General features: G+C 56.6%; 19 protein-coding genes. 12 read left to right on the plus strand and 7 right to left on the minus strand.

The genetic code is table 11. The features are described 5' to 3' along the window. Positions 1-4: 4 nt before the first annotated feature. On the minus strand, positions 5-478 hold the full coding sequence (gene greB, locus N5C09_RS13660) for a transcription elongation factor GreB (RefSeq protein ID WP_014072116.1): 474 nt from the start codon (positions 476-478) through the stop codon (positions 5-7). Positions 479-706: 228 nt separating this feature from the next. On the opposite strand from greB, the gene ompR reads away from it, so the two are divergent. Together ompR and envZ are read left to right on the plus strand one after the other, a co-directional pair. After that, positions 707-1426 carry a two-component system response regulator OmpR gene (gene ompR / locus N5C09_RS13665; protein WP_001157751.1) on the plus strand — a complete coding sequence of 240 codons (720 nt, stop codon included), beginning with the start codon at positions 707-709 and terminating at the stop codon, positions 1424-1426. Beyond that, positions 1423-2769, plus strand: coding sequence for a two-component system sensor histidine kinase EnvZ (gene envZ / locus N5C09_RS13670; RefSeq protein WP_003861615.1), 1347 nt, complete (start codon positions 1423-1425; stop codon positions 2767-2769). Before ompR ends, envZ begins: the two co-directional genes overlap by 4 nt. 124 nt (positions 2770-2893) lie before the next feature. On the opposite strand, the gene pckA is transcribed toward envZ, so the two are convergent. Continuing rightward, the gene (gene pckA / locus N5C09_RS13675) at positions 2894-4513 is read right to left on the minus strand and encodes a phosphoenolpyruvate carboxykinase (ATP) (RefSeq protein ID WP_063865721.1); all 1620 of its coding nucleotides are present in this window, start codon (positions 4511-4513) and stop codon (positions 2894-2896) included. A gap of 375 nt (positions 4514-4888) precedes the next feature. On the opposite strand from pckA, the gene N5C09_RS13680 reads away from it, so the two are divergent. Further along, positions 4889-6646, plus strand: a complete 1758-nt coding sequence (locus tag N5C09_RS13680; RefSeq protein WP_279749225.1) for a DUF4153 domain-containing protein — start codon at positions 4889-4891, stop codon at positions 6644-6646. Positions 6647-6768: 122 nt separating this feature from the next. On the opposite strand, the gene hslO is transcribed toward N5C09_RS13680, so the two are convergent. From hslO to N5C09_RS13700, 4 genes are all read right to left on the minus strand, one after another. Further along, positions 6769-7653: an Hsp33 family molecular chaperone HslO gene (hslO, locus tag N5C09_RS13685; RefSeq protein ID WP_006812239.1), complete on the minus strand. Its 885-nt coding sequence runs from the start codon at positions 7651-7653 to the stop codon at positions 6769-6771. Between the two features lie 18 nt (positions 7654-7671). Then, a complete protein-coding gene (hslR, locus tag N5C09_RS13690; protein ID WP_063449514.1) occupies positions 7672-8073 on the minus strand; it encodes a ribosome-associated heat shock protein Hsp15 in 402 nt (133 codons plus the stop codon). Then, complete coding sequence (gene yrfG / locus N5C09_RS13695; RefSeq protein WP_006812237.1) at positions 8070-8753, minus strand: GMP/IMP nucleotidase; 684 nt, start codon at positions 8751-8753, stop codon at positions 8070-8072. Before yrfG ends, hslR begins: the two co-directional genes overlap by 4 nt. A 64-nt stretch (positions 8754-8817) precedes the next feature. Beyond that, positions 8818-10956 (minus strand): intracellular growth attenuator family protein, encoded by a 2139-nt coding sequence (locus N5C09_RS13700; RefSeq protein WP_063865725.1) that lies wholly within the window; start codon positions 10954-10956, stop codon positions 8818-8820. Between the two features lie 327 nt (positions 10957-11283). Between N5C09_RS13700 and nudE the strand changes: the two genes are divergently transcribed. After that, positions 11284-11844: an ADP compounds hydrolase NudE gene (gene nudE, locus N5C09_RS13705; RefSeq protein ID WP_063449510.1), complete on the plus strand. Its 561-nt coding sequence runs from the start codon at positions 11284-11286 to the stop codon at positions 11842-11844. Positions 11845-11937: 93 nt separating this feature from the next. On the opposite strand, the gene mrcA is transcribed toward nudE, so the two are convergent. After that, entirely contained in the window at positions 11938-14490 is a 2553-nt protein-coding gene (mrcA, locus tag N5C09_RS13710; protein WP_279749226.1) for a peptidoglycan glycosyltransferase/peptidoglycan DD-transpeptidase MrcA, read from the minus strand. Positions 14491-14610: 120 nt separating this feature from the next. On the opposite strand from mrcA, the gene pilM reads away from it, so the two are divergent. From pilM to damX, 8 genes are all read left to right on the plus strand, one after another. Beyond that, positions 14611-15384: a pilus assembly protein PilM gene (pilM, locus tag N5C09_RS13715; protein ID WP_279749227.1), complete on the plus strand. Its 774-nt coding sequence runs from the start codon at positions 14611-14613 to the stop codon at positions 15382-15384. Continuing rightward, on the plus strand, positions 15384-15878 hold the full coding sequence (locus N5C09_RS13720) for a PilN domain-containing protein (RefSeq protein ID WP_279749228.1): 495 nt from the start codon (positions 15384-15386) through the stop codon (positions 15876-15878). Before pilM ends, N5C09_RS13720 begins: the two co-directional genes overlap by 1 nt. Before the next feature lie 3 nt (positions 15879-15881). After that, positions 15882-16331 (plus strand): DNA utilization protein HofO, encoded by a 450-nt coding sequence (locus N5C09_RS13725; RefSeq protein WP_279749229.1) that lies wholly within the window; start codon positions 15882-15884, stop codon positions 16329-16331. Beyond that, positions 16321-16725: a HofP DNA utilization family protein gene (locus N5C09_RS13730; RefSeq protein WP_279749230.1), complete on the plus strand. Its 405-nt coding sequence runs from the start codon at positions 16321-16323 to the stop codon at positions 16723-16725. Before N5C09_RS13725 ends, N5C09_RS13730 begins: the two co-directional genes overlap by 11 nt. Beyond that, positions 16637-17875 (plus strand): DNA uptake porin HofQ, encoded by a 1239-nt coding sequence (gene hofQ, locus N5C09_RS13735; protein ID WP_279749231.1) that lies wholly within the window; start codon positions 16637-16639, stop codon positions 17873-17875. The genes N5C09_RS13730 and hofQ overlap by 89 nt, the downstream gene beginning before the upstream one ends. 286 nt (positions 17876-18161) lie before the next feature. After that, a complete protein-coding gene (aroK, locus tag N5C09_RS13740) occupies positions 18162-18683 on the plus strand; it encodes a shikimate kinase AroK (RefSeq protein ID WP_003861630.1) in 522 nt (173 codons plus the stop codon). 57 nt (positions 18684-18740) lie between these two features. After that, positions 18741-19829 (plus strand): 3-dehydroquinate synthase, encoded by a 1089-nt coding sequence (gene aroB, locus N5C09_RS13745; RefSeq protein ID WP_063865743.1) that lies wholly within the window; start codon positions 18741-18743, stop codon positions 19827-19829. Positions 19830-19921: 92 nt separating this feature from the next. Further along, a complete protein-coding gene (gene damX / locus N5C09_RS13750; RefSeq protein WP_279749233.1) occupies positions 19922-21211 on the plus strand; it encodes a cell division protein DamX in 1290 nt (429 codons plus the stop codon). Positions 21212-21231 lie beyond the last annotated feature (20 nt).

The raw sequence follows: 21231 nt of genomic DNA on the forward strand, positions 1-21231 counted from the left end.
CGGACTATTTAACATACTCGATTTCGTTGACGTACCAGCTTGCTTCACCGGCGGGCGTCTGGACAACGGCTAAATCGCCCACCTCTTTTTTCAGCAGGGCGCGGGCCATCGGTGAGTCGATAGAGATGTAATCCTTACGACCGAAAATTTCATCGTAACCGACGATGCGAAAACGCAGGGTGTTGCCGTCGTCGTTTTCGATCTCCACCCAGGCGCCGAAAAAGACTTTACCTTCCTGCTGCGGGGAGTAATCGACGATTTTGAGATTCTCGAGGCACTTCGTCAGGTAGCGTACCCGGCGATCGATTTCGCGCAGCCGCTTTTTATTGTACTGGTAGTCCGCATTCTCGCTGCGATCGCCCAGGCTTGCCGCCCAGGTAACTTTTTTGGTCACTTCCGGACGCTCTTCGCGCCACAGGTAATCCATCTCTTTTTTGAGTTTTTCGTACCCTTCACGGGTGATCAGAGGCGTTTTCATGGTGCAGCCTTTAATGCCGGTTAACTGTCTTTGCGCACAATACGTAGCGCACAGTGTAACAGACAAGATTAATAATGATTTATGTGATGAAATGAACAGATAAGCTGCTGTTAAATATGCTTTGTAACAATTTCGTCTAGAATTTATACCAGAATTTGCTGGTCGAACACGTGCACTTTTTTAGAATACGCTGTTCCAGGCCTATCCGAACCTTTGGGAGTACACACAATGCAAGAGAACTACAAAATTCTGGTCGTGGATGACGACATGCGCCTGCGTGCGCTGCTGGAACGTTATCTGACAGAGCAGGGCTTCCAGGTTCGTAGCGTCGCGAACGCGGAACAGATGGATCGTCTGCTGACGCGTGAATCCTTCCACCTGATGGTGTTAGACCTGATGCTGCCTGGCGAAGACGGGCTCTCTATCTGCCGCCGCCTGCGCAGCCAGAGCAACCCGATGCCGATCATCATGGTGACGGCGAAGGGTGAAGAAGTTGACCGTATCGTCGGCCTTGAGATTGGCGCTGATGACTACATTCCTAAGCCGTTCAACCCGCGTGAACTGCTGGCGCGTATTCGCGCCGTGCTGCGTCGTCAGGCGAACGAGCTGCCGGGCGCGCCGTCTCAGGAAGAGGCAGTCATTGCATTCGGTAAGTTCAAGCTGAACCTCGGCACCCGTGAGATGTTCCGTGAAGATGAGCCAATGCCGCTCACCAGCGGCGAGTTCGCGGTGCTGAAAGCGCTGGTCAGCCACCCGCGTGAGCCGCTCTCCCGTGACAAGCTGATGAATCTGGCGCGTGGTCGTGAATACTCGGCGATGGAGCGTTCTATCGACGTGCAGATCTCTCGTCTGCGCCGCATGGTGGAAGAAGATCCGGCGCATCCTCGTTACATTCAGACCGTGTGGGGTCTGGGCTACGTATTTGTTCCGGACGGCTCTAAAGCATGAGGCGAATGCGCTTCTCGCCGCGAAGTTCGTTTGCCCGCACGCTGTTATTGATCGTCACCCTGCTGTTCGTCAGCCTGGTGACGACCTACCTGGTGGTGCTGAACTTTGCGATCCTGCCGAGCCTTCAGCAGTTTAATAAGGTGCTGGCATACGAAGTGCGTATGCTGATGACCGACAAACTGCAACTGGAGGACGGCACGCAGTTGGTTGTTCCCCCGGCGTTCCGTCGGGAAATCTACCGTGAGCTGGGTATTTCGCTCTACTCCAACGAAGCGGCAGAAGATGCTGGCCTGCGCTGGGCGCAGCATTATGAATTCCTCAGCCAGCAGATGGCGCAGCAGCTTGGCGGCCCGACGGAAGTGCGCGTTGAGGTCAATAAAAGCTCGCCGGTTGTCTGGCTGAAAACCTGGCTGTCACCCAACATCTGGGTGCGTGTTCCGCTCACCGAAATCCATCAGGGCGACTTCTCGCCGCTGTTCCGTTACACCCTGGCGATCATGCTGCTGGCCATCGGCGGCGCGTGGCTGTTTATTCGTATCCAGAACCGACCGCTGGTCGACCTGGAGCATGCGGCGTTGCAGGTCGGTAAAGGAATTATCCCACCGCCGCTGCGCGAGTATGGCGCGTCGGAAGTGCGCTCGGTGACGCGTGCGTTTAACCACATGGCGGCAGGCGTTAAACAGCTGGCGGACGACCGTACGCTGCTGATGGCCGGGGTCAGCCATGACCTTCGCACCCCGCTGACGCGCATCCGGCTGGCGACAGAGATGATGGGCGAGCAGGATGGTTATCTCGCTGAATCTATTAATAAAGATATAGAAGAGTGTAACGCCATCATCGAGCAGTTTATCGATTATCTGCGCACCGGGCAGGAAATGCCAATGGAGATGGCGGATCTGAACGCGGTGCTGGGGGAAGTGGTCGCCGCGGAAAGCGGCTATGAACGTGAAATTGCGACCGACCTTCAGGCGGGTGAGATTCAGGTACGTATGCATCCGCTCTCCATCAAACGCGCGGTGGCGAATATGGTGGTCAACGCGGCGCGCTACGGCAACGGCTGGATCAAAGTCAGCAGCGGTACGGAACTCAACCGCGCCTGGTTCCAGGTGGAAGACGATGGTCCGGGCATCAAGCCTGAGCAGCGTAAGCACCTGTTCCAGCCGTTCGTGCGCGGCGACAGCGCGCGCAGCACCAGCGGCACGGGCTTAGGCCTGGCGATTGTGCAGCGTATTGTTGATAACCATAACGGACTGCTGGAAATTGGCACCAGCGAACGGGGTGGATTGAGTATTCGCGCATGGTTACCGGTGCCGGTTTTACGGGGGCAGGTAAAAGAGAGTTAAAAAAGGGTGGCTTTAGCCACCCTTTTCGTAGGTCGGGTAAGGCGAAGCCGCCACCCGACAAGATTTATTCTCTGCGGCCTGATGCCCTCACCCCGACCCTCTCCTACAAGGAGAGGGAGAAGGGCTACAGCTTCGGACCCGCACTCACCAGCGCTTCACCTGCCGGGGTATCGGTATACTTCTCAAAGTTTTCGATAAACAGTTTCGCCAGCGATTCTGCCTTCTCGCGCCACTGTTCCGGTGAACCGTAGGTGTTGCGCGGGTCAAGGATACGCGTATCCACGCCCGGCAGCTCGGTTGGGATCGCCAGATCGAACATCGGCAGCGTAAAGGTCTCGGCGTTGTCCAGTGAACCGTCCAGGATGGCGTCGATGATGGCGCGGGTATCTTTGATGGAGATACGCTTGCCGGTACCGTTCCAGCCGGTGTTTACCAGATAGGCCTGGGCACCGGACGCCTGCATGCGTTTCACCAACACTTCCGCGTACTGCGTCGGGTGCAGCGACAGGAATGCCGCGCCGAAGCAGGCGGAGAAGGTTGGAGTTGGCTCGGTCACGCCGCGCTCGGTACCCGCCAGCTTAGCGGTAAAGCCAGAGAGGAAGTGGTACTGCGTCTGGCTGGCGGTCAGGCGGGAAACTGGCGGCAACACGCCGAACGCGTCCGCGGTCAGGAAAATCACCTTCGTGGCGTGGCCCGCCTTCGACACCGGCTTCACGATGTTGTCGATGTGGTAAATCGGGTAAGACACGCGGGTGTTTTCGGTTTTGGACGCATCGTCGAAGTCGACGGAGCCATCGGCACGCACGGTGACGTTTTCCAGCAGCGCATCGCGGCGAATCGCGTGGTAGATATCCGGCTCTGCCTCTTCAGACAGGCGAATGGTCTTCGCGTAGCAGCCGCCTTCAAAGTTAAACACGCCGTCGTCGTCCCAGCCGTGCTCGTCGTCGCCAATCAGACGACGTTTTGGATCGGTGGACAGCGTCGTTTTACCGGTGCCGGAAAGGCCGAAGAACACCGCCACGTCACCTTTTTCACCGACGTTCGCCGAGCAGTGCATGGAGGCGATACCGCGCAGTGGCAGCAGGTAGTTCATGACCGAGAACATCCCTTTCTTCATTTCGCCGCCGTACCAGGTACCGCCGATCAGCTGGATACGCTCGGTCAGGTTGAAGGCGATGAAGTTTTCGGAGTTCAGACCCTGCTCTTTCCACTGCGGGTTGGTGCATTTCGCGCCGTTCATCACGATAAAGTCAGGGGTGAAGTTTTGCAGTTCTTCATCGGTCGGACGAATGAACATGTTCTTCACGAAATGCGCCTGCCAGGCCACTTCAGTGATAAACCGAACGGAGAGACGGGTGTCGGCGTTAGCGCCGCAGAAAGCATCGACGATGAACAGACGCTTGCCGGAAAGCTGATGGGTGACGAGCCCTTTCAGATGCTGCCAGGTTTCAGGAGAGAGCGGTTTGTTATCGTTCTTCCCTTTGCCTTTATCGGCCCACCACAGCGTATCGCGGGTGGTATCATCTCGGACGATGTATTTATCTTTCGGCGAACGGCCGGTAAAAATACCGGTATCGACGGCGATAGCACCAAGATTCGTCAACACACCTCGCTCGTACCCTTCCAGCGCGGGATTAAGCTCTTCCTGATACAGCGTATCGTAATCGGGGTTGTAGACCACTTCCTGGACGTCGTGAATACCATAAGCCTTGAGATCTTGCGGGGTTAAACCATTAACACGCATATCACTGCTCCTTAGCCAATATGTACTGCCTGAAATTGTAGGGTTTTTCTGGGGATGTTAACCGCGACGGGGCTCATAGATTTACGTATCTGGTCAAAACCCTTACTAACGGAAAACGCTGCGACTCCAGTCACAGGGCGGGCAGATTATCGCAGGAATCGCTTTTTGGTTGGGGAAAATGTTCTTAAAAGGTTAATCTCTGGTGAATTTATCCGGAAGAATGTGAATGTAATCGCATACATGAAAGAAAATTACGTAAGGGTTACATTGGGAAAACGATTCATGTCTCCTGCAACTATGATTTCAGATATTGCCGTTGACACCCTGATATCGCTTTAATGGGACACTGTATTTTTCGTAAGCAAGGGATGAAAGATGGACAACAGTGAAACGTTATCCCCTTCCACGCGCCTGGCCGTCGTGCTGGCGGGCGCTCTACAGGGAGTGCTCTGCTATGCCATTACCTGGTACATCGGGCATGCGAAATTGCCGTCCGATACGCTATGGTTGATGTGCGTCATTCCTGCCACCGTGGTAATGACGACCACGATGTCGCTTGCTGTGACATCGTTCAGAAAGCCTTTTTTGTGGCTGGCGCTCGGGTTGATCGGCGCGGCAGTCGCGGGTATGGGCGGCTGGCTTAAGTGGAGCGTTGCAGGACTCGAAAGCTGGAGTCTCAGAGATGAGATGCTCGTTTTCGGCTTTCATCTGCTGCTGATGACGCTGTTGGTGTTGCCATGGCTTCAGCGGCGTCTGGATCCTGTCCCGACTACCTCGTTTTACAGCGACTTTTATCAACGCAACTGGCATAACGCGCTGACGCTGCTCATTATTTTTGTTTCGAATGGTCTCTTCTGGCTGGTGCTTTTCCTCTGGGCCGAGCTTTTCGAACTTATCGGCATCGGCTTTTTTGATCGGCTTTTCTTCCATTCTGACGGGTTTATTTCAGTGGCGATTGGCGTGGTTTCAGCCAGTGCGGCCGTTCTCACGCGTATGCAGGTAAGGTTAATCCTTGCCCTGCAAAATCTGCTGACCCTCATCGCCACCGGTCTGCTTCCCCTGATGGCGGCGCTGGCGCTGCTCTTTATTGGCGCATTGCCTTTTGTCGGCTTTGAATCCATTTCAGCCAGAATATCCGCCGCGGGCTTGCTGACCACCTTAGCGCTGCTGCTGTTATTCCTGGTGACGATAGTGTGGCATCCACAGCGTCAAACGCTGCCTTACTATGTCCCGCTGCGAGGGATGATTCGCCTTGCCGTGGCTATCGTACCCGCGTATCCGGTTCTGGCGGGATGGGCGCTGTGGCTACGCATTTCGCAATACGGCTGGTCACCCGAGCGTTTGTACGGGGTATTAATAACCATCGTGGCGCTGGTCTGGGCGGTCGGTTTTTGCGCCAGCGTCCTGATTCAGCGCCGTGAACCGCAGAAAATCCATGCGTACGTCATTCCGGCGACCGGGCTGCTTTCCCTCGTCTTCCTGGCGTTGATCCATACCCCCGTGCTGGATCCGTGGCGAATAAGCGTCGCAAGCCATATGGCCCGCTATCAGGACGGCAGGATAACTGCGGATCAAGTCAGCCTGTATATGCTCAGTAACGCTGGACGAAAGGGGCGGGAGGCGATGCTCACGCTGCAAAACGATCCGCAGTTTATCGCTAACCCAAAACGCCAGCGTGAAATAAATGGTCTTCTCTCCGGGAACGCTGGCGGAGCAGGTAAGATGACCGCCGCGATGCTGGAAAAACAGGTTCAGCTCGCACCGGGAATGGCTCGTCCTGATAAGGCATTGTGGCAAGCCATGCTCAGCAATCATTATCGCTTTGAGAGCTGCGATAGCGCCCAGAGTAACTGTTTACTCATGCCGCTGGATCTTAACGGCGACGGCAAGCCGGAAGCCGTGCTATTTCAATTTACCGATCGCACGATTGTGGCTTACACACAAACCGACACGGGCTGGAGGCTCGCCGGGGACGCGTGGAAAATGCCGGAGGCGTTGACCAGAGAAGAACTTGACCGCGCATTAAGGCAGAGGAAAGTGAAATCTGTCGTGAAGCCCTGGGCGGATATTGAGATTTTTGGGGAGCGTGTCGATATGAGCTACGACAGTTATAATAATGCGCAGTGGCGTTAGCGCTCTTTCTTGCCGGGTGGCGCTACGCTTACCCGGCCTACAATTAGCAATCATATGAAAAAATTGCACCATTCATTGTAGGCCCGTGCGAGCATAGCGCCGCCGGGCAACTGGCTCAGAGCTTAGTGAACCTGCGGATCCGCCGGAGAGGCGTTATTGCGGATCTCCGCGATATCCATCGAATTGAACACGTAGTGCGTACCGCAGTAGTCACAGTGCATATCGATTTCACCGTCTTCCGCCATGATGCTGTCGATCTCTTCATCCGGCAGGGTTTTCAGTGCGCCAGCACAACGCTCGCGAGAGCAGGTGCACTTAAATTCCACCGCCTGCGGATCGTAAACCGTCACTTCTTCTTCGTGATACAGACGCCACAGCACGTCGGTCGCCGACAGGGTGAACAGCTCTTCCGCTTTGATGGTTTCCGTCAGCGTTGCCAGATGCTCGAAATCATTGGTCTGCGCATCCTGCGCAGGCAGAACCTGGAGCAGCATACCGCCGGCGGCAGGCTGGCCGTCAACTTCACCGGTACGGATGAACAGACGGGTTGGCAGCTGTTCGGAACGCATGAAGTAATCTTCCAGGCAGGCGGCAAGCGTATCGCCTTCCAGACCGACCACGCCCTGATAGCGCTCACCTTCTTCAGGCGAGATGGTGATGACCAGGTAGCCGTTACCGACCAGCGTTTTCAGATCGGCATTTTCAGGGATATCGCCCTGAACGCGCGCCACGCCGCGCATCTGCTGCTGGTTATTGCCGTTGATCACCGCCAGCGACATTGGGCCATCGCCCTGCAACTGTACGGTAATATCGCCTGCGAATTTCAGCGTGGCGGTCAGCAGGCTGGTGGCAACCAGCAGTTCGCCCAACAGGGTTTTCACCGGCAGCGGGTAGTTGTGGTTTTCCAGAATCTGTTTCCAGGTTTCGGATACGGTGACCAGCTCGCCGCGCACGGCGAATTGTTCAAACAGATAGCGGTGTAATTGGTCGTGTTGGGCCATTTTCATCTCTCGTGCAGGTGAGGGTTACTCGTTCTCACCGTGTTTAAATTTCATCAGATCGCGGCGCTCTTTTTTATCCGGTCGCCGGTCCGGGTGAGGCATAGTCAGCGCATTCATTTTGCGCGCCAGCGCGGTTTTCTCACGCTTCTCTATGCTCTGGGCCGTCTCTTCATAAAGCAAAACGGCTTCGGTTGCGGGCCGCCGCTGTTCGGTAATGGCTTTCACCACGACCGTTTTTTCATCGTTGCCCTGGCGAAGCGTCAACGTGGCATTCAGTTCAACCAGCTTGCTCGGTTTGCTGCGCTGGCCGTTGTAATGCACCTTTCCGCCATCAACCATTTCACGGGCAAGGGCGCGCGTTTTATAAAAACGGGCGGCCCACAGCCATTTATCCAGTCTTACCCCATCAGAGGGTTTTTCTTTCATGGCGTCTCCTTCACGGTAAGTGAGGGGATCATCCGGCGATAGTCGTTCAGCCCCGGATGTCGCAGATAGCTTTTTTCAGCCAGGCCGGAATCAGGATTGGTCACGCCCAGGCAATAGCGAATGCCAAATGCGGCCGCAGAATCCAGAATGGGCTCGCTGTCGTCAATGAACAGCGTCCGTTCCGGCTGTAAACCGGTCTCTTCCACCACGGCATGCCACAACCGCTGATCCTCTTTCGGATAACCAAATGTGTGGGTGGAAAGCAATAAATCAAGGTGCGAAGCAAGACCGGTATGTTCCAGCTTCACGGCCAGGTTATGGGGATGCGCATTTGTCAGCAAAATGCGGCGCTTACCGCAGGCTTTCAGCGCGTCCAGAAACGGGACCGTATCGTCACGCAGTACGGCGCGTGCGCCCTGGGCGGTGGTCATGGCACAAATATCCAGACCGAGTCGCTCGCTCCAGTAGTCAAGACAGTACCAGTTTAGCGTATGCTGCACCGCGCTATATTGCGAGCGAATGAATTCCTGCGCTTCCGCCGGGGAGATCCCCTGCTGTTCACCGTATGTTTCCGGGACCAGCTTTTGCCAGAAATAGTTATCAAAGGCGAGATCGAGCAGCGTGCCGTCCATATCAAGCAGGACGGTATCGACCGCCTGCCAGTCGATATCAAGATGCATAAGGGGGAACTCCAGCCAGAAGAAACGTGCGCGACAGGGTAGCACAACTTGTCGCGCAGGGACGTTATCCGATCAGGCTCTCAGAAGAGGAGATCAGTTTCGGGTTAAGGCAATTTTCGTAGTAGGCCTGGATGTCTGCCAGTCGCGTGCGGGAGCGCTGGTAGCGGCGTACGGCCTGATAACCGTTCCAGACAATGCACGCCAGCATCGCAATCAGCAGCAGAGATGTTCCTACGTAGCGCCACAGGCCAGCGCTGTCCGGCATGCGGTGCAGGCCAATATGACGCGTGCCGTTGGCGTCGGTAAACAGGGTAGTGACGATCCCTTCTGCGCTGAACGGCGTTCGCATCAGCATCTGCGCCAGACGCTGAAATTCGCTCCACTGTTCCTGAGCAGGATAGTCATACAGTGAAACCTGCGGGTAGGGTTGATCCACCAGGTCGCTGCCTTCATCGCTGGCAATCACAAATCCGCCTGGCGCCGGGCTGTTAAGCGCCTGGGCCGCACGGGTGGTTTCACGCAGCACGAAGGGGGCGGTAGACGTCGCCACCAGGTTATCCAGCGACTCGGCGCTGACCGGACGCAGAAGCACGTTCACGCCGTCGAGGCGTCCCGCTTCGGCGCGTTTCACCAGCGCATCCCAGTCCTTGCTGTTACCGAGGTTGACCAGCGCGTTCTTAAGCCGGATACAGTCATCCTGAGCGGAACAGAGATCTTCAGTTTTCAGGACGATTTCGCCAAAGTCATCCAGCAGCACCATGCCCGACTTCTGAATGGCCGAGCGCAGGGCAGGGCTCACGCGAGAATCATCATCCGGTTTCGGATGGAGCTGGCGATTAATCGTCTGGGTGAGCGCAGTGGCCTTATTGACCACATCCGATTCCGGCAGCGGCAGCGGAGAGGCATCATTCCAGATGATCTGAGAGCAGTCGAACGGCGCGAACGGCGAGTTCTGGCGCGTGTTCCAGGCGCCCGGCGTGTGGATATTACACATCCCGGTACCTTTCAGCCGCAACGTATCTCCCACGCGGACACCCGCTTCTTCAAGCTGCTGGACGCTGGTGGCTTCCACGGTTTGCGCCCCTTTGATCCACGACAGGGTAAACTTAATTGGCATATCCAGCGGCACGAAGAGCAGCAGCATAACGAAGACGAGCGCGGCGCCACCGGCAATCACCGCGCTGCGAAGCCAGTGCTGAAGCGGGAAGTTTTTCACTTCGTCGTGCAGGGACAAATAACGTCCCTGGCGTACAACGTGGCGGTCGAGATAGATATCAATATCCGTTTTTTGGCCCAGGTCCTGCGCAATCCACGGCTGCCAGTGGCGCGGATAGATAAGATCGATGATCCCGAGCGAGATATTGTTGATATGTTCCTGATCGTTCTCGCCGAACAGTCCCCAGCGTTTTGGGGTTCCGCGCAGGCAGTGAATTTCACGTAACGACGTTTTTGCCGGCGGGGCAAATATGCCCCACAGTCCGGCGGCCAGAAGCAGTACCGCGCCACCCGCGAGCCACGGAACAAACACGTCCGGCGTCAGCAGGCAGATGAAAAAGAGCAGGAACGAGACGACAATCAGCACCGCTTCGCGAATGCCATCCGGGCGGCTCAGGACGTACTCTTCATGCGTCTCCTGACGGATGTTCAGCAGTTCAATCTGCTCTGTCTCTTCACCGCGAATAGAGGCCTGCGTTCCGCTCGCGCGCTCCAGCGCAAAGCGTGGCGCTTCCTGAACATATTCGCTCAGGGTGTGACCATTAAGGGAAATAACCAGCGGCAACGTATCGGTATGGATGAGCTCGACGCTGTTTTCATCGTTAATATACTGCTCCCAGAAGGGCGGCAGGTGGACTTCAACAGAATCGAGATAGTAACGCCACTTGTTGGGATCGTCGGTAGTGATGCCGTAGCGGGTAATGGAGCGCGTCACGCACAGAACGGTGTCGCTTTGTGCGTTCAGGTTAAGCGATACGGGGGCGGTGCTGGCGCCGGTAGGGCCAGGCGAAAGCCGGGATCGGTTCAGCGTGTCGAGATACTGCTCAACGGTGCTGCGTTCCTCTGGCGAGAGCTTGCGCGTGTTTGCCCCGGCGAACGCGTTTAAAAAGGGCAGCCGATAACGGCGATGTACGCGGCGCCTGAATACCCACACCGCAATCGACGCGCAGGCCAGCACAGCAGCGAGAAAAATCAAAATGGTGCTCATGCTTTCCCCATCTTACTTATCTTCTTACAGGTGTTGTCAGTCGCACCTTTTGTACAATGAATGAGATTCTGTGGTCGGCTATCGGCAAGTATGGAGTCTAACTTGAGCATGTTGACGCGCATCCCAGTGACCGGTAATGATACCAAAGCCTGTTCCGGCGCGATATCAGCAAATTCCTGGAAACATTTCAACCTCTTGACATTTGTTTTGAAATGAGAATCGCATTCAGTTACGTTGCATAAATGTAAATAAAGAGCAATTGACATTGCCGAAACCGTGCGGCGTATCGCACAATAAAGCCAGTTCACCCAGCAAAGACCCGTCAAGATGACCAAACCCTTACAAAAGCCCACCATTCTGAATGTTGAAACCGTCGCGAAATCGCGTCTGTTTAATGTTGAAAGCGTGGATCTGGAATTCAGCAACGGCGTGCGTCGTGTTTATGAACGTATGCGCCCCTCCACGCGCGAAGCGGTGATGATTGTGCCCATTGTCGACGAGCACCTGATCCTCATTCGTGAATACGCCGTGGGCATTGAATCCTACGAGCTGGGCTTTTCCAAAGGACTGATCGACCCGGGCGAAACGGTTTTTGAAGCAGCAAACCGGGAGCTGAAAGAAGAGGTCGGTTTTGGCGCGAAGGAGCTGACGTTCCTGAAAAAGCTGAGCATGGCGCCATCCTATTTTTCCAGCAAAATGAACATTGTTGTCGCAGAAGATCTCTATCCTGAATCTCTGGAAGGAGACGAGCCGGAACCGCTGCCGCAGGTTCGCTGGCCGCTGGCCCACCTGATGGATTTGCTGGAAGATCCTGACTTTAACGAGGCGCGCAACGTGAGCGCACTGTTCCTGGTGCGGGAGTGGCTGAAGGGGCAGGGGCGTTTGTAGCGCCACCCGTAAAAACGGCAACCGATGGTTGCCGTATTGCATTACGCTGTAGGCCGGGTCAGGCGTCGTCGCCACCCGGCTTTTTTGTCGGCGTCAGAAGAGCTCGTGCGTTTCGCCGTTATCAATGATTTCGGTACCCACCTCGTGCACCGCCTGCGTGGTTGGCTGCGTGCCCTCGATGAAATACTCTGCGCGGCTGTTGCCGCCATTCGCCAGCTGCCCGGTGCTGCGGTCAATATTGACCGTGACAATGCCCGGCGGAGGCGTTAGCGGCTGCTCCGGTACGCCGTCGAGAGCGGCCTTCATGTAAGCATCCCAGGCCGGCTGCGCACTCTTCGCCCCGCCCTCGTAACCGGAAATCTGATCTTTAATCGCGCCAGAAGCGGTTGTGCGCCCCAGAGTGCGGCGGTGATCGTCAAAACCAATCCAGACCGAGGTGACAACGCCCGGGCCATAACCCGAGAACCAGGCATCTTTTGAACTGTTGGTGGTGCCGGTTTTGCCGCCAATGTCGCGGCGCTGCAAATCGCGGCCCGCTCGCCAGCCGGTGCCTTGCCAGCCCGGTTCGCCAAAGATGTTGGTGTTCAGCGCGCTCTTAATCAGGAACGACAGCGGGGTGCTGATGACGTGCGGGGCATACTCCTGCGCGCCGCTCTGGGCGACCAGCGCCTGATTGGCCTGTTCCAGCTGAGGCTGCGGCACCGTCAGATTCTGACGTTCCTGAGAGATCGCCACATCTTCCATATCCTTGTTTTCAAGGACATTAGATTTTGGCGTGTCGCCGTAAATCACCGGGACATCGCATTCAGGGCAGGCAATTTTCGGCTTCGCTTCAAACAGCACGCCGCCCTGATCGTTCTCGATTTTGCTGATGAAATACGGATCGACCAGGAAGCCGCCGTTCGCCATCACCGAGTATCCACGCGCGACCTGAAGCGGCGTAAAGGACGCGGAGCCGAGCGCCAGAGATTCGGTATGGACGATGTTTTGCGCCGGGAAGCCGAAGCGTTGCAGATACTCTGCCGCATAATCAACGCCCATCGCACGCATCGCGCGAACCATGACCACGTTCTTCGACTGGCCAAGCCCCTGACGAAGACGGATAGGGCCAGCGTATTGCGCCGGAGAGTTCTTCGGCTGCCAGTCAGAGCCGGCGCCGGCATCCCAGCGGGAAATGGGCACGTCGTTGAGAATACTGGCGAGCGTCAGACCCTTGTCCATCGCCGCGGTATACAGGAACGGTTTGATGTTCGAACCGACCTGACGCAGCGCCTGGGTTGCGCGGTTAAATTTGCTCTGGTTGAAATCGAACCCGCCCACCAGCGCCATCACGGCACCGTTTTGCGGATTGATGGAGACCAGGGCAGAGTTGACGTCCGGCACCTGCGCCAGCCACCAGGCATCACCGACCTGACGTACCCAGATTTGTTGTCCGGTTTGTACGACATCGGTCACTTTACGCGGCGTCGGGCCCTGAAGAGTGTCAGAGCGGTACGGACGCGCCCAGCGGACACCCTCCATGCGCAGCGACACAGAGGTGCCATCGGCCATCATTGCCACCGCTTCCTGCGGATCGGCCTGGGTTACCACCGCCGGACGCAGCGGGCCATAGGTCGGCAACGCCTTCAGGGAATCAGTGATTTTTTTGCTGTCCCATGCCCCTTCGCCCACTCTCCACAGCACGTTGGACGGGCCGCGAAAGCCGTGACGCATATCATAATCCATCACGTTATTACGCACCGCCTGCTGGGCAGCCTGCTGCACCTTGCGGGTCACGGTGGTGTAAACGCGATAGCCGTCTTCATACGCTTTGTCGCCGTAGCGGCGCACCATCTCCTGGCGAACCATTTCCGTCAGATACGGCGATGAGAAAGCAATTTCCGGCGCATGGTAATTGGCGTCGATAACCTCGCCGCGCGCCCGATTGTAGTCATCCTGGCTGATGTAGCCTTCGCTCAGCATACGCGACAGCACCACGTTGCGACGCGCGGTGGCGCGGTCCAGAGAGTAGAGCGGGTTAAACGTGGACGGCGCTTTTGGCAGGCCGGCAATGGTCGCCATTTCGCTCAGCGTGAGCTGATCGATCGGCTTACCAAAGTAGACCTGCGCCGCTGCCCCTACGCCATAGGCGCGGTAGCCCAGATAGATCTTGTTGAGATAAAGTTCAAGGATCTCGTCTTTGCTCAGCAGTTGCTCAATGCGGATCGCGAGGAACACCTCTTTGATCTTACGCATTAGCGTCTTTTCCGGGCTGAGGAAGAAGTTACGCGCCAGCTGCTGGGTAATGGTACTTGCCCCCTGAGAGGCATGACCAGAGAACAGCGCCACGCTTGCCGCACGGAAAATACCGACCGGATCCACACCGTGGTGCTCGTAAAAACGGCTGTCCTCGGTGGCGATAAAGGCCTTCACCATGACGGGCGGAATTTCATTTAAGGTCAACGGGATACGACGCTTCTCGCCGTATTGCGCCATCAGTTCACCGTCGGCGCTATAGACCTGCATAGGGATCTGGAGCCGCACATCACGAAGCGTGGCGACATCAGGTAGTTGCGGCTCGACATATTTGTACAAACCAATAATCGAGCCTGCTCCCAGCAGAATGCAACAGACTGCAAGGATCAATAAATACTTTACGAACTTCACCGGAGATTTCCCATTTGGTTTAGCCTGGGCAGTTTCTAAACAATCGCGCGGTAGTATAAAGGCAAGCCTGATTCATTGATATAGCCGTCACTCCGACGGGCGATAAGGAGATCGTGAAGCATGGCTTTTAAAACGTGGCAAACAGGCGTTCATATTCAACAGGATAAGGTGGTCGCGGTGGCGCTGACCCGGGAGCGGTCCGGCTGGCGTTTACGCCGCTGGTGGGCCGTGCCGCTGTCGGACGGCATTATCGGGGAGGGGAAAATACTCAAGCCCGATCAACTGGTTAATGCATTACGCGGCTGGCGGAAGACGTTGCCGCACGCGCATCGGGTTTTTCTCTCATTTCCGGCGACGCGCGTGCTGCAACGCGCGTTGCCCCGGCCCACCGTAGCCTTGCGCGACAGCGAACAGCTCACCTGGGTAGGGGCCACATTAGCACGTGAGCTGGAGATGCCCGCCGATACGCTCTGCTTTGACTACGCGCAGGATACGTTCAGCAACACATTTCATGTCACCGCGGCGCAAAACAGAGAGGTCGATACTCTGCTGTCGCTGGCGAAAGCGCTGCGTTTGCGCCTGGCCGCCATCGCCCCGGATGCCGGCGCGCTGGCTAATCTTCTCTCTGCTGTTGAACCCGCCCGGTGCGTGGCCTGGAGGGATGAAGACCAGTGGTTATGGGCGATGCGTCATCAGTGGGGGCGGCGCTATACCACAGAAGCGGCGACGGTGAATGAGCTGGCGGCGCTGCTTGCGCTGTCTGCTTCTGACATCGCCGTTTTTGATGCTGCTCGCGATCCCTGGGAAGCGGTGACGCTGTGTCAGCCGCCGCTGCCTGAATGCGGTGCTGAGTACACCGTCGCCCTGGCGCTGGCCATGAGCGAGGCACGTTGATGAGCATGCCCAATCTTTTACCGTGGCGTCGGCAACAGCGTATTCAGCGTCTGCGCTTCTGGGGCCTGCTGTACGTCGCCTCGTTGCTGGTGATGCTGGCGGGCGGCGTTAGCCTGCGGGCGGCTCAGTCTCTTTCGTCACAGGCGTTGCAAAGCGATCTGGCGGGCACGCGTGCGGTGCAGAAGGTATTGAAAGCCCGTCAGCCGCAGCCTGCGGCGCTGAATACCCCTTCGCAGCCGCCCGAGCCGGTGGCCTGGCAACCCGCGCTGGAATCCCTCGCTGTCGCCATGCCCCAGCAGGCCTGGCTGACGGCGCTGCGTTACCAGCCACCCTCGCTGATCCTGACGGGTTATACCTCATCACTCCCGGCGCTCTCCGCCATGACCGATGCGCTGAAAAGGGTGACAGGTTTTAACCCCGGGCCGACAGGCGAACTGCAACAGGATAGCCAGGGGCGATGGATGTTCTCTTTTCAGCTGCATAGCCGGAGGTAGCCAGTGGGGATCTATCAACGCTGGGCTGATGCACGCCCTTCCCGACGCGTACTTTGCTGGTTGATGGCATCGGGGGTCATCGCGTTTGTGATGTGGGGGCTGCTGCTCAGACCCGCAGCTCTTCGCCACGCCGATATTCAGGCGCAGGCCATCAGTACACAGCGGATTAATGCCTCGCTGTGGCCAGAAGCCAGACGGCGACCGGGGGTTACGCAAGGGAAGCCCTCACAGCCCTTTTCTCCGCTGGCATTTCAGCGTGAGGACGCAAGACTGGTGTACTGGAAGCCGCAAAAGAGTGGGGGAGAGCTGGCGCTGGATATCTCATGGAGTGCCGTTCCGGCGCTCTTTTCCCGGCTTGCGCTTAAGAACGTGCGGGTGAGCGCATTTGATCTTACGCCTCAGGGCAAACAGCTACGCCTCAGCCTGCAACTGGAGGTCGGTCATGCGCGGTAAAGCCCGTTTGCTGATCCTGCTTTCTCCGCTTTTCCTGACCGGGATGCGGGATCCCTTCTCAGTGCCACACGATAGCTGCGCGGCAGGGCAACTGAGCCAGTGGCGTTATCAGGGGATAGTCAGTGGCGGCATGGATATTGGCCTTATGCAGGACGGGCAGAAACGCTGGCACCGGGTAAAAACGCAGATGCGGTTACCGCCAGGCTGGCGGGTAAGTGCGATAGATAAACAACAACTGACCGTTGATGTCGGCGACATGTGCGAGCCGAAGCGATGGACATGGCAACGAGAAGGAACGAAAAAAAGTGAAGTTAAGGATATTGCTGTTGCTGACGGCACTCAGCCAACCCCTGTGGGCCGCCACGCCAAAACCGGTCACCCTGCTGGTGGATGATGTCCCGGTGGTGCAGATTTTACAGGCATTGGTAGCGCAGGCGGACCGCAATCTGGTGGTCTCGCCGGACGTCAGCGGCTCGCTTTCGCTGAATTTAACACGGGTGCCCTGGAGGCAGGCGCTCCAGACGGTAGTGAACAGCGCCGGGCTGGTATTGCGGGAAGAGGGCGGCATTTTTTATGTGCATACGGCAGCCTGGCAACGGGAGCAACAGACGCGTAAAGAGCAGGAGCGAGCCCAGCGTCTGCTCGATGCCCCGCTTCTCTCTCACAGCATTCCGTTTGCCTGGGCAGATGCAGCCGAATTGCAAAAAGCGGCGGAGAAGCTCCTAAGCCCGAAAGGCAGTCTGTCCGTCGACAAGCGCACCAACCGTCTCCTGATCAGGGATAACCAGACGGTTGTGGACATGCTCACGCGCTGGGCGGCGCAGATGGATCTGCCCATCGAGCAGGTGGAGCTGGCGGCGCAAATCGTGACCATCAATGAAAAAAGCCTGCGCGAGCTGGGCGTGAAGTGGAGTCTCGCCGAGGCGTCGGAGGCGGGAAAAGTGGGGCAGGTGACGACGCTTGGTGCCGATCTGTCGGTCGCCAGCGCAACCACCCACGTGGGGTTCAACATCGGGCGTATCAACGGCAGGATGCTGGATCTTGAGCTGTCTGCGCTTGAGCAAAAGCAGCAGGTGGACATTATCGCCAGCCCGCGGCTGCTGGCGTCGCATATGCAACCGGCCAGCATCAAGCAGGGCAGTGAAATTCCGTATCAGGTTTCCAGCGGCGAGAGCGGGGCGACATCCGTTGAATTTAAAGAGGCAGTATTAGGGATGGAGGTCACACCGGTGGTGCTGCCAGGCGGCCGCGTACGTCTTAAGCTGCATATCAGTGAAAATATGCCCGGACAGGTACTGCAACAGGCAGACGGCGAAACGCTGGCGATTGATAAACAGGAGATCGAAACGCAGGTAGAAGTAAAAAGTGGGGAAACGATCGCGCTGGGCGGGATCTTTTCGCAAAAGAATAAAACCGGACGCGATAGCGTGCCTGTGCTGGGCAACATACCGTGGCTGGGTCAGTTGTTTCGCCATGACGGAAAAGATAACGAACGGCGCGAGCTGGTGGTGTTTATCACGCCACGTCTGGTCAGTATTCATTAATGGGTAACGATCCCCGCAATGATTTTGCATTCAGTTTGTTGCAGATGTTTGACGTGGGGCATGAATTAGCATACAAGGAGTACCGATTTGAGTTGGACTTACGTCTTATTTCCTTATGCGCCGGGAACGGTGATTTAATCAGTTGCCAAACAAGCCGGAGTATTGAGATAATTTTTCGTCTGACTCTCGCTCTATTGCAAATGAGGTTTCAGTTCATGTCCTGCTACGCGAGGTGTCTGCGCAGCGGGGATTACCATTAACGAATAGTCTTAGTAGTACCGAAAAAATGGCAGAGAAACGCAATATCTTTCTGGTTGGGCCTATGGGTGCCGGCAAAAGCACTATTGGGCGTCAGTTAGCTCAACAACTCAATATGGAATTTTACGATTCTGATCAAGAGATTGAGAAACGAACCGGAGCGGATGTGGGCTGGGTCTTCGACGTAGAAGGCGAAGAAGGTTTCCGTGACCGAGAAGAAAAAGTGATCAACGAACTCACGGAAAAACAGGGCATTGTGCTGGCAACAGGCGGCGGCTCTGTAAAATCTCGCGAAACCCGCAACCGTCTCTCCGCCCGTGGCGTAGTGGTCTATCTTGAGACGACCATCGAAAAACAGCTGGCACGCACGCAGCGTGATAAAAAGCGCCCGTTGTTGCAGGTTGAAACACCGCCACGTGAAGTTCTGGAAGCTTTGGCCGATGAACGCAATCCTCTGTACGAAGAGATTGCTGATGTGACCATTCGTACTGACGATCAAAGCGCTAAAGTGGTTGCAAACCAGATTATTCATATGCTGGAAAGCAACTGATTCTGGCTTTATATACACTCGCCTGCGGGTAAAAGCATTTAAGGTGGATGTCGCGTCATGGAGAGGATTACAGTTACTCTCGGGGAACGTAGTTACCCTATCACCATCGCGGCTGGTTTGTTTAACGATCCAGCTTCCTTCTTACCACTGAAAGCGGGTGATCAGGCGATGCTGGTCACCAACGAGACGCTGGCTCCGCTTTATCTCGACCGTGTACGCCACCTGCTTGAGCAGGCGGGCGTGAAGGTCGACAGTGTGATTCTGCCCGATGGCGAGCAGTACAAAAGCCTGACGGTACTGGATACCGTCTTTACCGCACTTCTGCAAAAACCGCACGGTCGTGATACAACACTGCTTGCCCTTGGCGGCGGCGTTGTGGGCGATCTGACCGGTTTTGCAGCCGCCAGCTATCAGCGCGGTGTGCGCTTTATTCAAATTCCAACCACGTTGCTGTCACAGGTCGATTCTTCTGTAGGCGGTAAAACGGCGGTTAACCATCCGCTCGGCAAAAACATGATTGGCGCGTTCTACCAGCCTGCATCGGTGGTGGTGGATCTCGACTGTCTGAAAACGTTGCCAGCACGCGAACTGGCGTCTGGCCTTGCAGAAGTGATCAAATACGGCATTATTCTTGACGGTGAGTTCTTCAACTGGCTGGAAGAGAATATGGATGCGCTGTTGCGCCTCGATGGGCAGGCGATGGCCTACTGTATTCGCCGTTGCTGTGAGCTGAAAGCAGAAGTCGTTGCCGCAGATGAGCGTGAAACCGGCTTACGTGCTTTACTGAATCTGGGGCATACGTTTGGTCACGCGATCGAAGCCGAAATGGGCTACGGTAACTGGCTTCACGGTGAAGCTGTCGCTGCCGGGATGGTTATGGCGGCCCGTGCCTCTGAACGTCTGGGGCAGTTCAGGCCGGAAGAGACAGCGCGTATCATTGCGTTGCTTAAGCGCGCTGGCTTGCCGGTGAGTGGTCCGCAGGAAATGTCTGCGCAGGCGTACCTTCCCCACATGATGCGCGATAAAAAAGTATTGGCAGGTGAGATGCGTCTGGTGCTCCCGCTTGCAATAGGGAAAAGTGAAGTGCGCGGCGGAGTGCCGCACGAAGTCGTACTTGGCGCTATTGCTGATTGTCAGCAGGCGTAACAACTAGAAAGGTCAGACCGCTGTAACAGGTGGTCGTTTTAGCTTCAGGTAAATGCAGAGTCGTTGGCAGAAGCCTTTGAGTGGGGTGTTAAATGGATGAATTCAAACCAGAAGACGAGCTGAAACCCGATCCCAGCGATCGTCGTACTGGTCGTTCTCGTCAATCTTCAGAACGTGATAACGAGCCGCAGATCAACTTTGACGATGTCGATCTGGATGCAGACGATCGTCGCCCTTCGCGTAGCCGCAACGCGCGTGAAGACGAGGCGTTTGAATCCGAAGAAGAGTTAATGGATGAACAGCCTGTTGAACGTCGTCCGCGCAAGCGTAAAAAAGCGGTAGCGGCAAAACCGGCCTCCCGTCAGTACATCATGATGGGCCTTGGCGTTCTGGTGCTGGTACTGCTGATTGTCGGCATTGGTTCCGCGCTAAAAGCCCCTTCTACCCATTCTACCGAGCAGACCGCGTCTGCCGAGAAGAGCATCGACCTGTCTGGTAACGATGCGAGCAACCAGGCGAATGGCGCTCAGCCTGCGCCGGGCACCACCTCCGCAGAGCAGACCGCAGGCAACACCAGCGCCGGTCAGGATATCTCTCTGCCGCCCGTCTCTGCTACCCCGACTCAGGGCCAGGCACCCGCTACGCCTGAAGGCCAGCAGCGTGTTGAAGTTCAGGGCGATCTGAACAACGCGCTGATGCAGCCGCAGAATCAGGAGCAGGTTAACAACGCCGTGGTGAACTCCACGCTGCCAACTGAACCGGCCACCGTTGCGCCAGTGCATGGCAGCAATGCCCAACAGCAAACTGCGGCAACGGAAACCAAACCGCGCCAGACGCAGACTGCGCCGCGTCAGGAACGTAAGCAGACCGTGATTGAGCCGAAGCGTGAGACGAAACCACAGGCTGTGGCAAAAGCGCCAGAAACGAAAGCGCCAGCGCAGACAAAACCTGCGGTGAGCCAGCCGGTTAAAGCGCCAACGCCTGCGGCAACCGCTGCACCGAAAGCAACGGCGACCACAGCCGCGCCTGCGGCAACTGCGGCACCGGCTGCAACGCCAGCCGCTAGTGCATCCGGCACCACGGCAGGGAAAACGACGGGTAACGTGGGTTCTCTTAAAGCTGCGTCATCCAGCAACTACACGTTGCAGCTGAGCAGTTCGTCTAACTACGACAACCTCAACGCCTGGGCGAAGAAAACGAATCTGAAAAACTACGTGGTTTATCAGACGACCCGTAACGGACAGCCGTGGTACGTGCTGGTAAGCGGTGTTTATGCTTCTAAAGATGAAGCAAAACGTGCCGTCTCCACGCTGCCAGCCGATGTGCAGGCGAAAAATCCGTGGGCGAAGCCGATTCATCAGGTGCAGGCCGATCTGAAGTAATGTTTAAAGCGCAGGATGCT

Source organism: Enterobacter sp. GD03975 (assembly GCF_029838645.1).
Classification (GTDB): domain Bacteria; phylum Pseudomonadota; class Gammaproteobacteria; order Enterobacterales; family Enterobacteriaceae; genus Enterobacter; species Enterobacter quasihormaechei.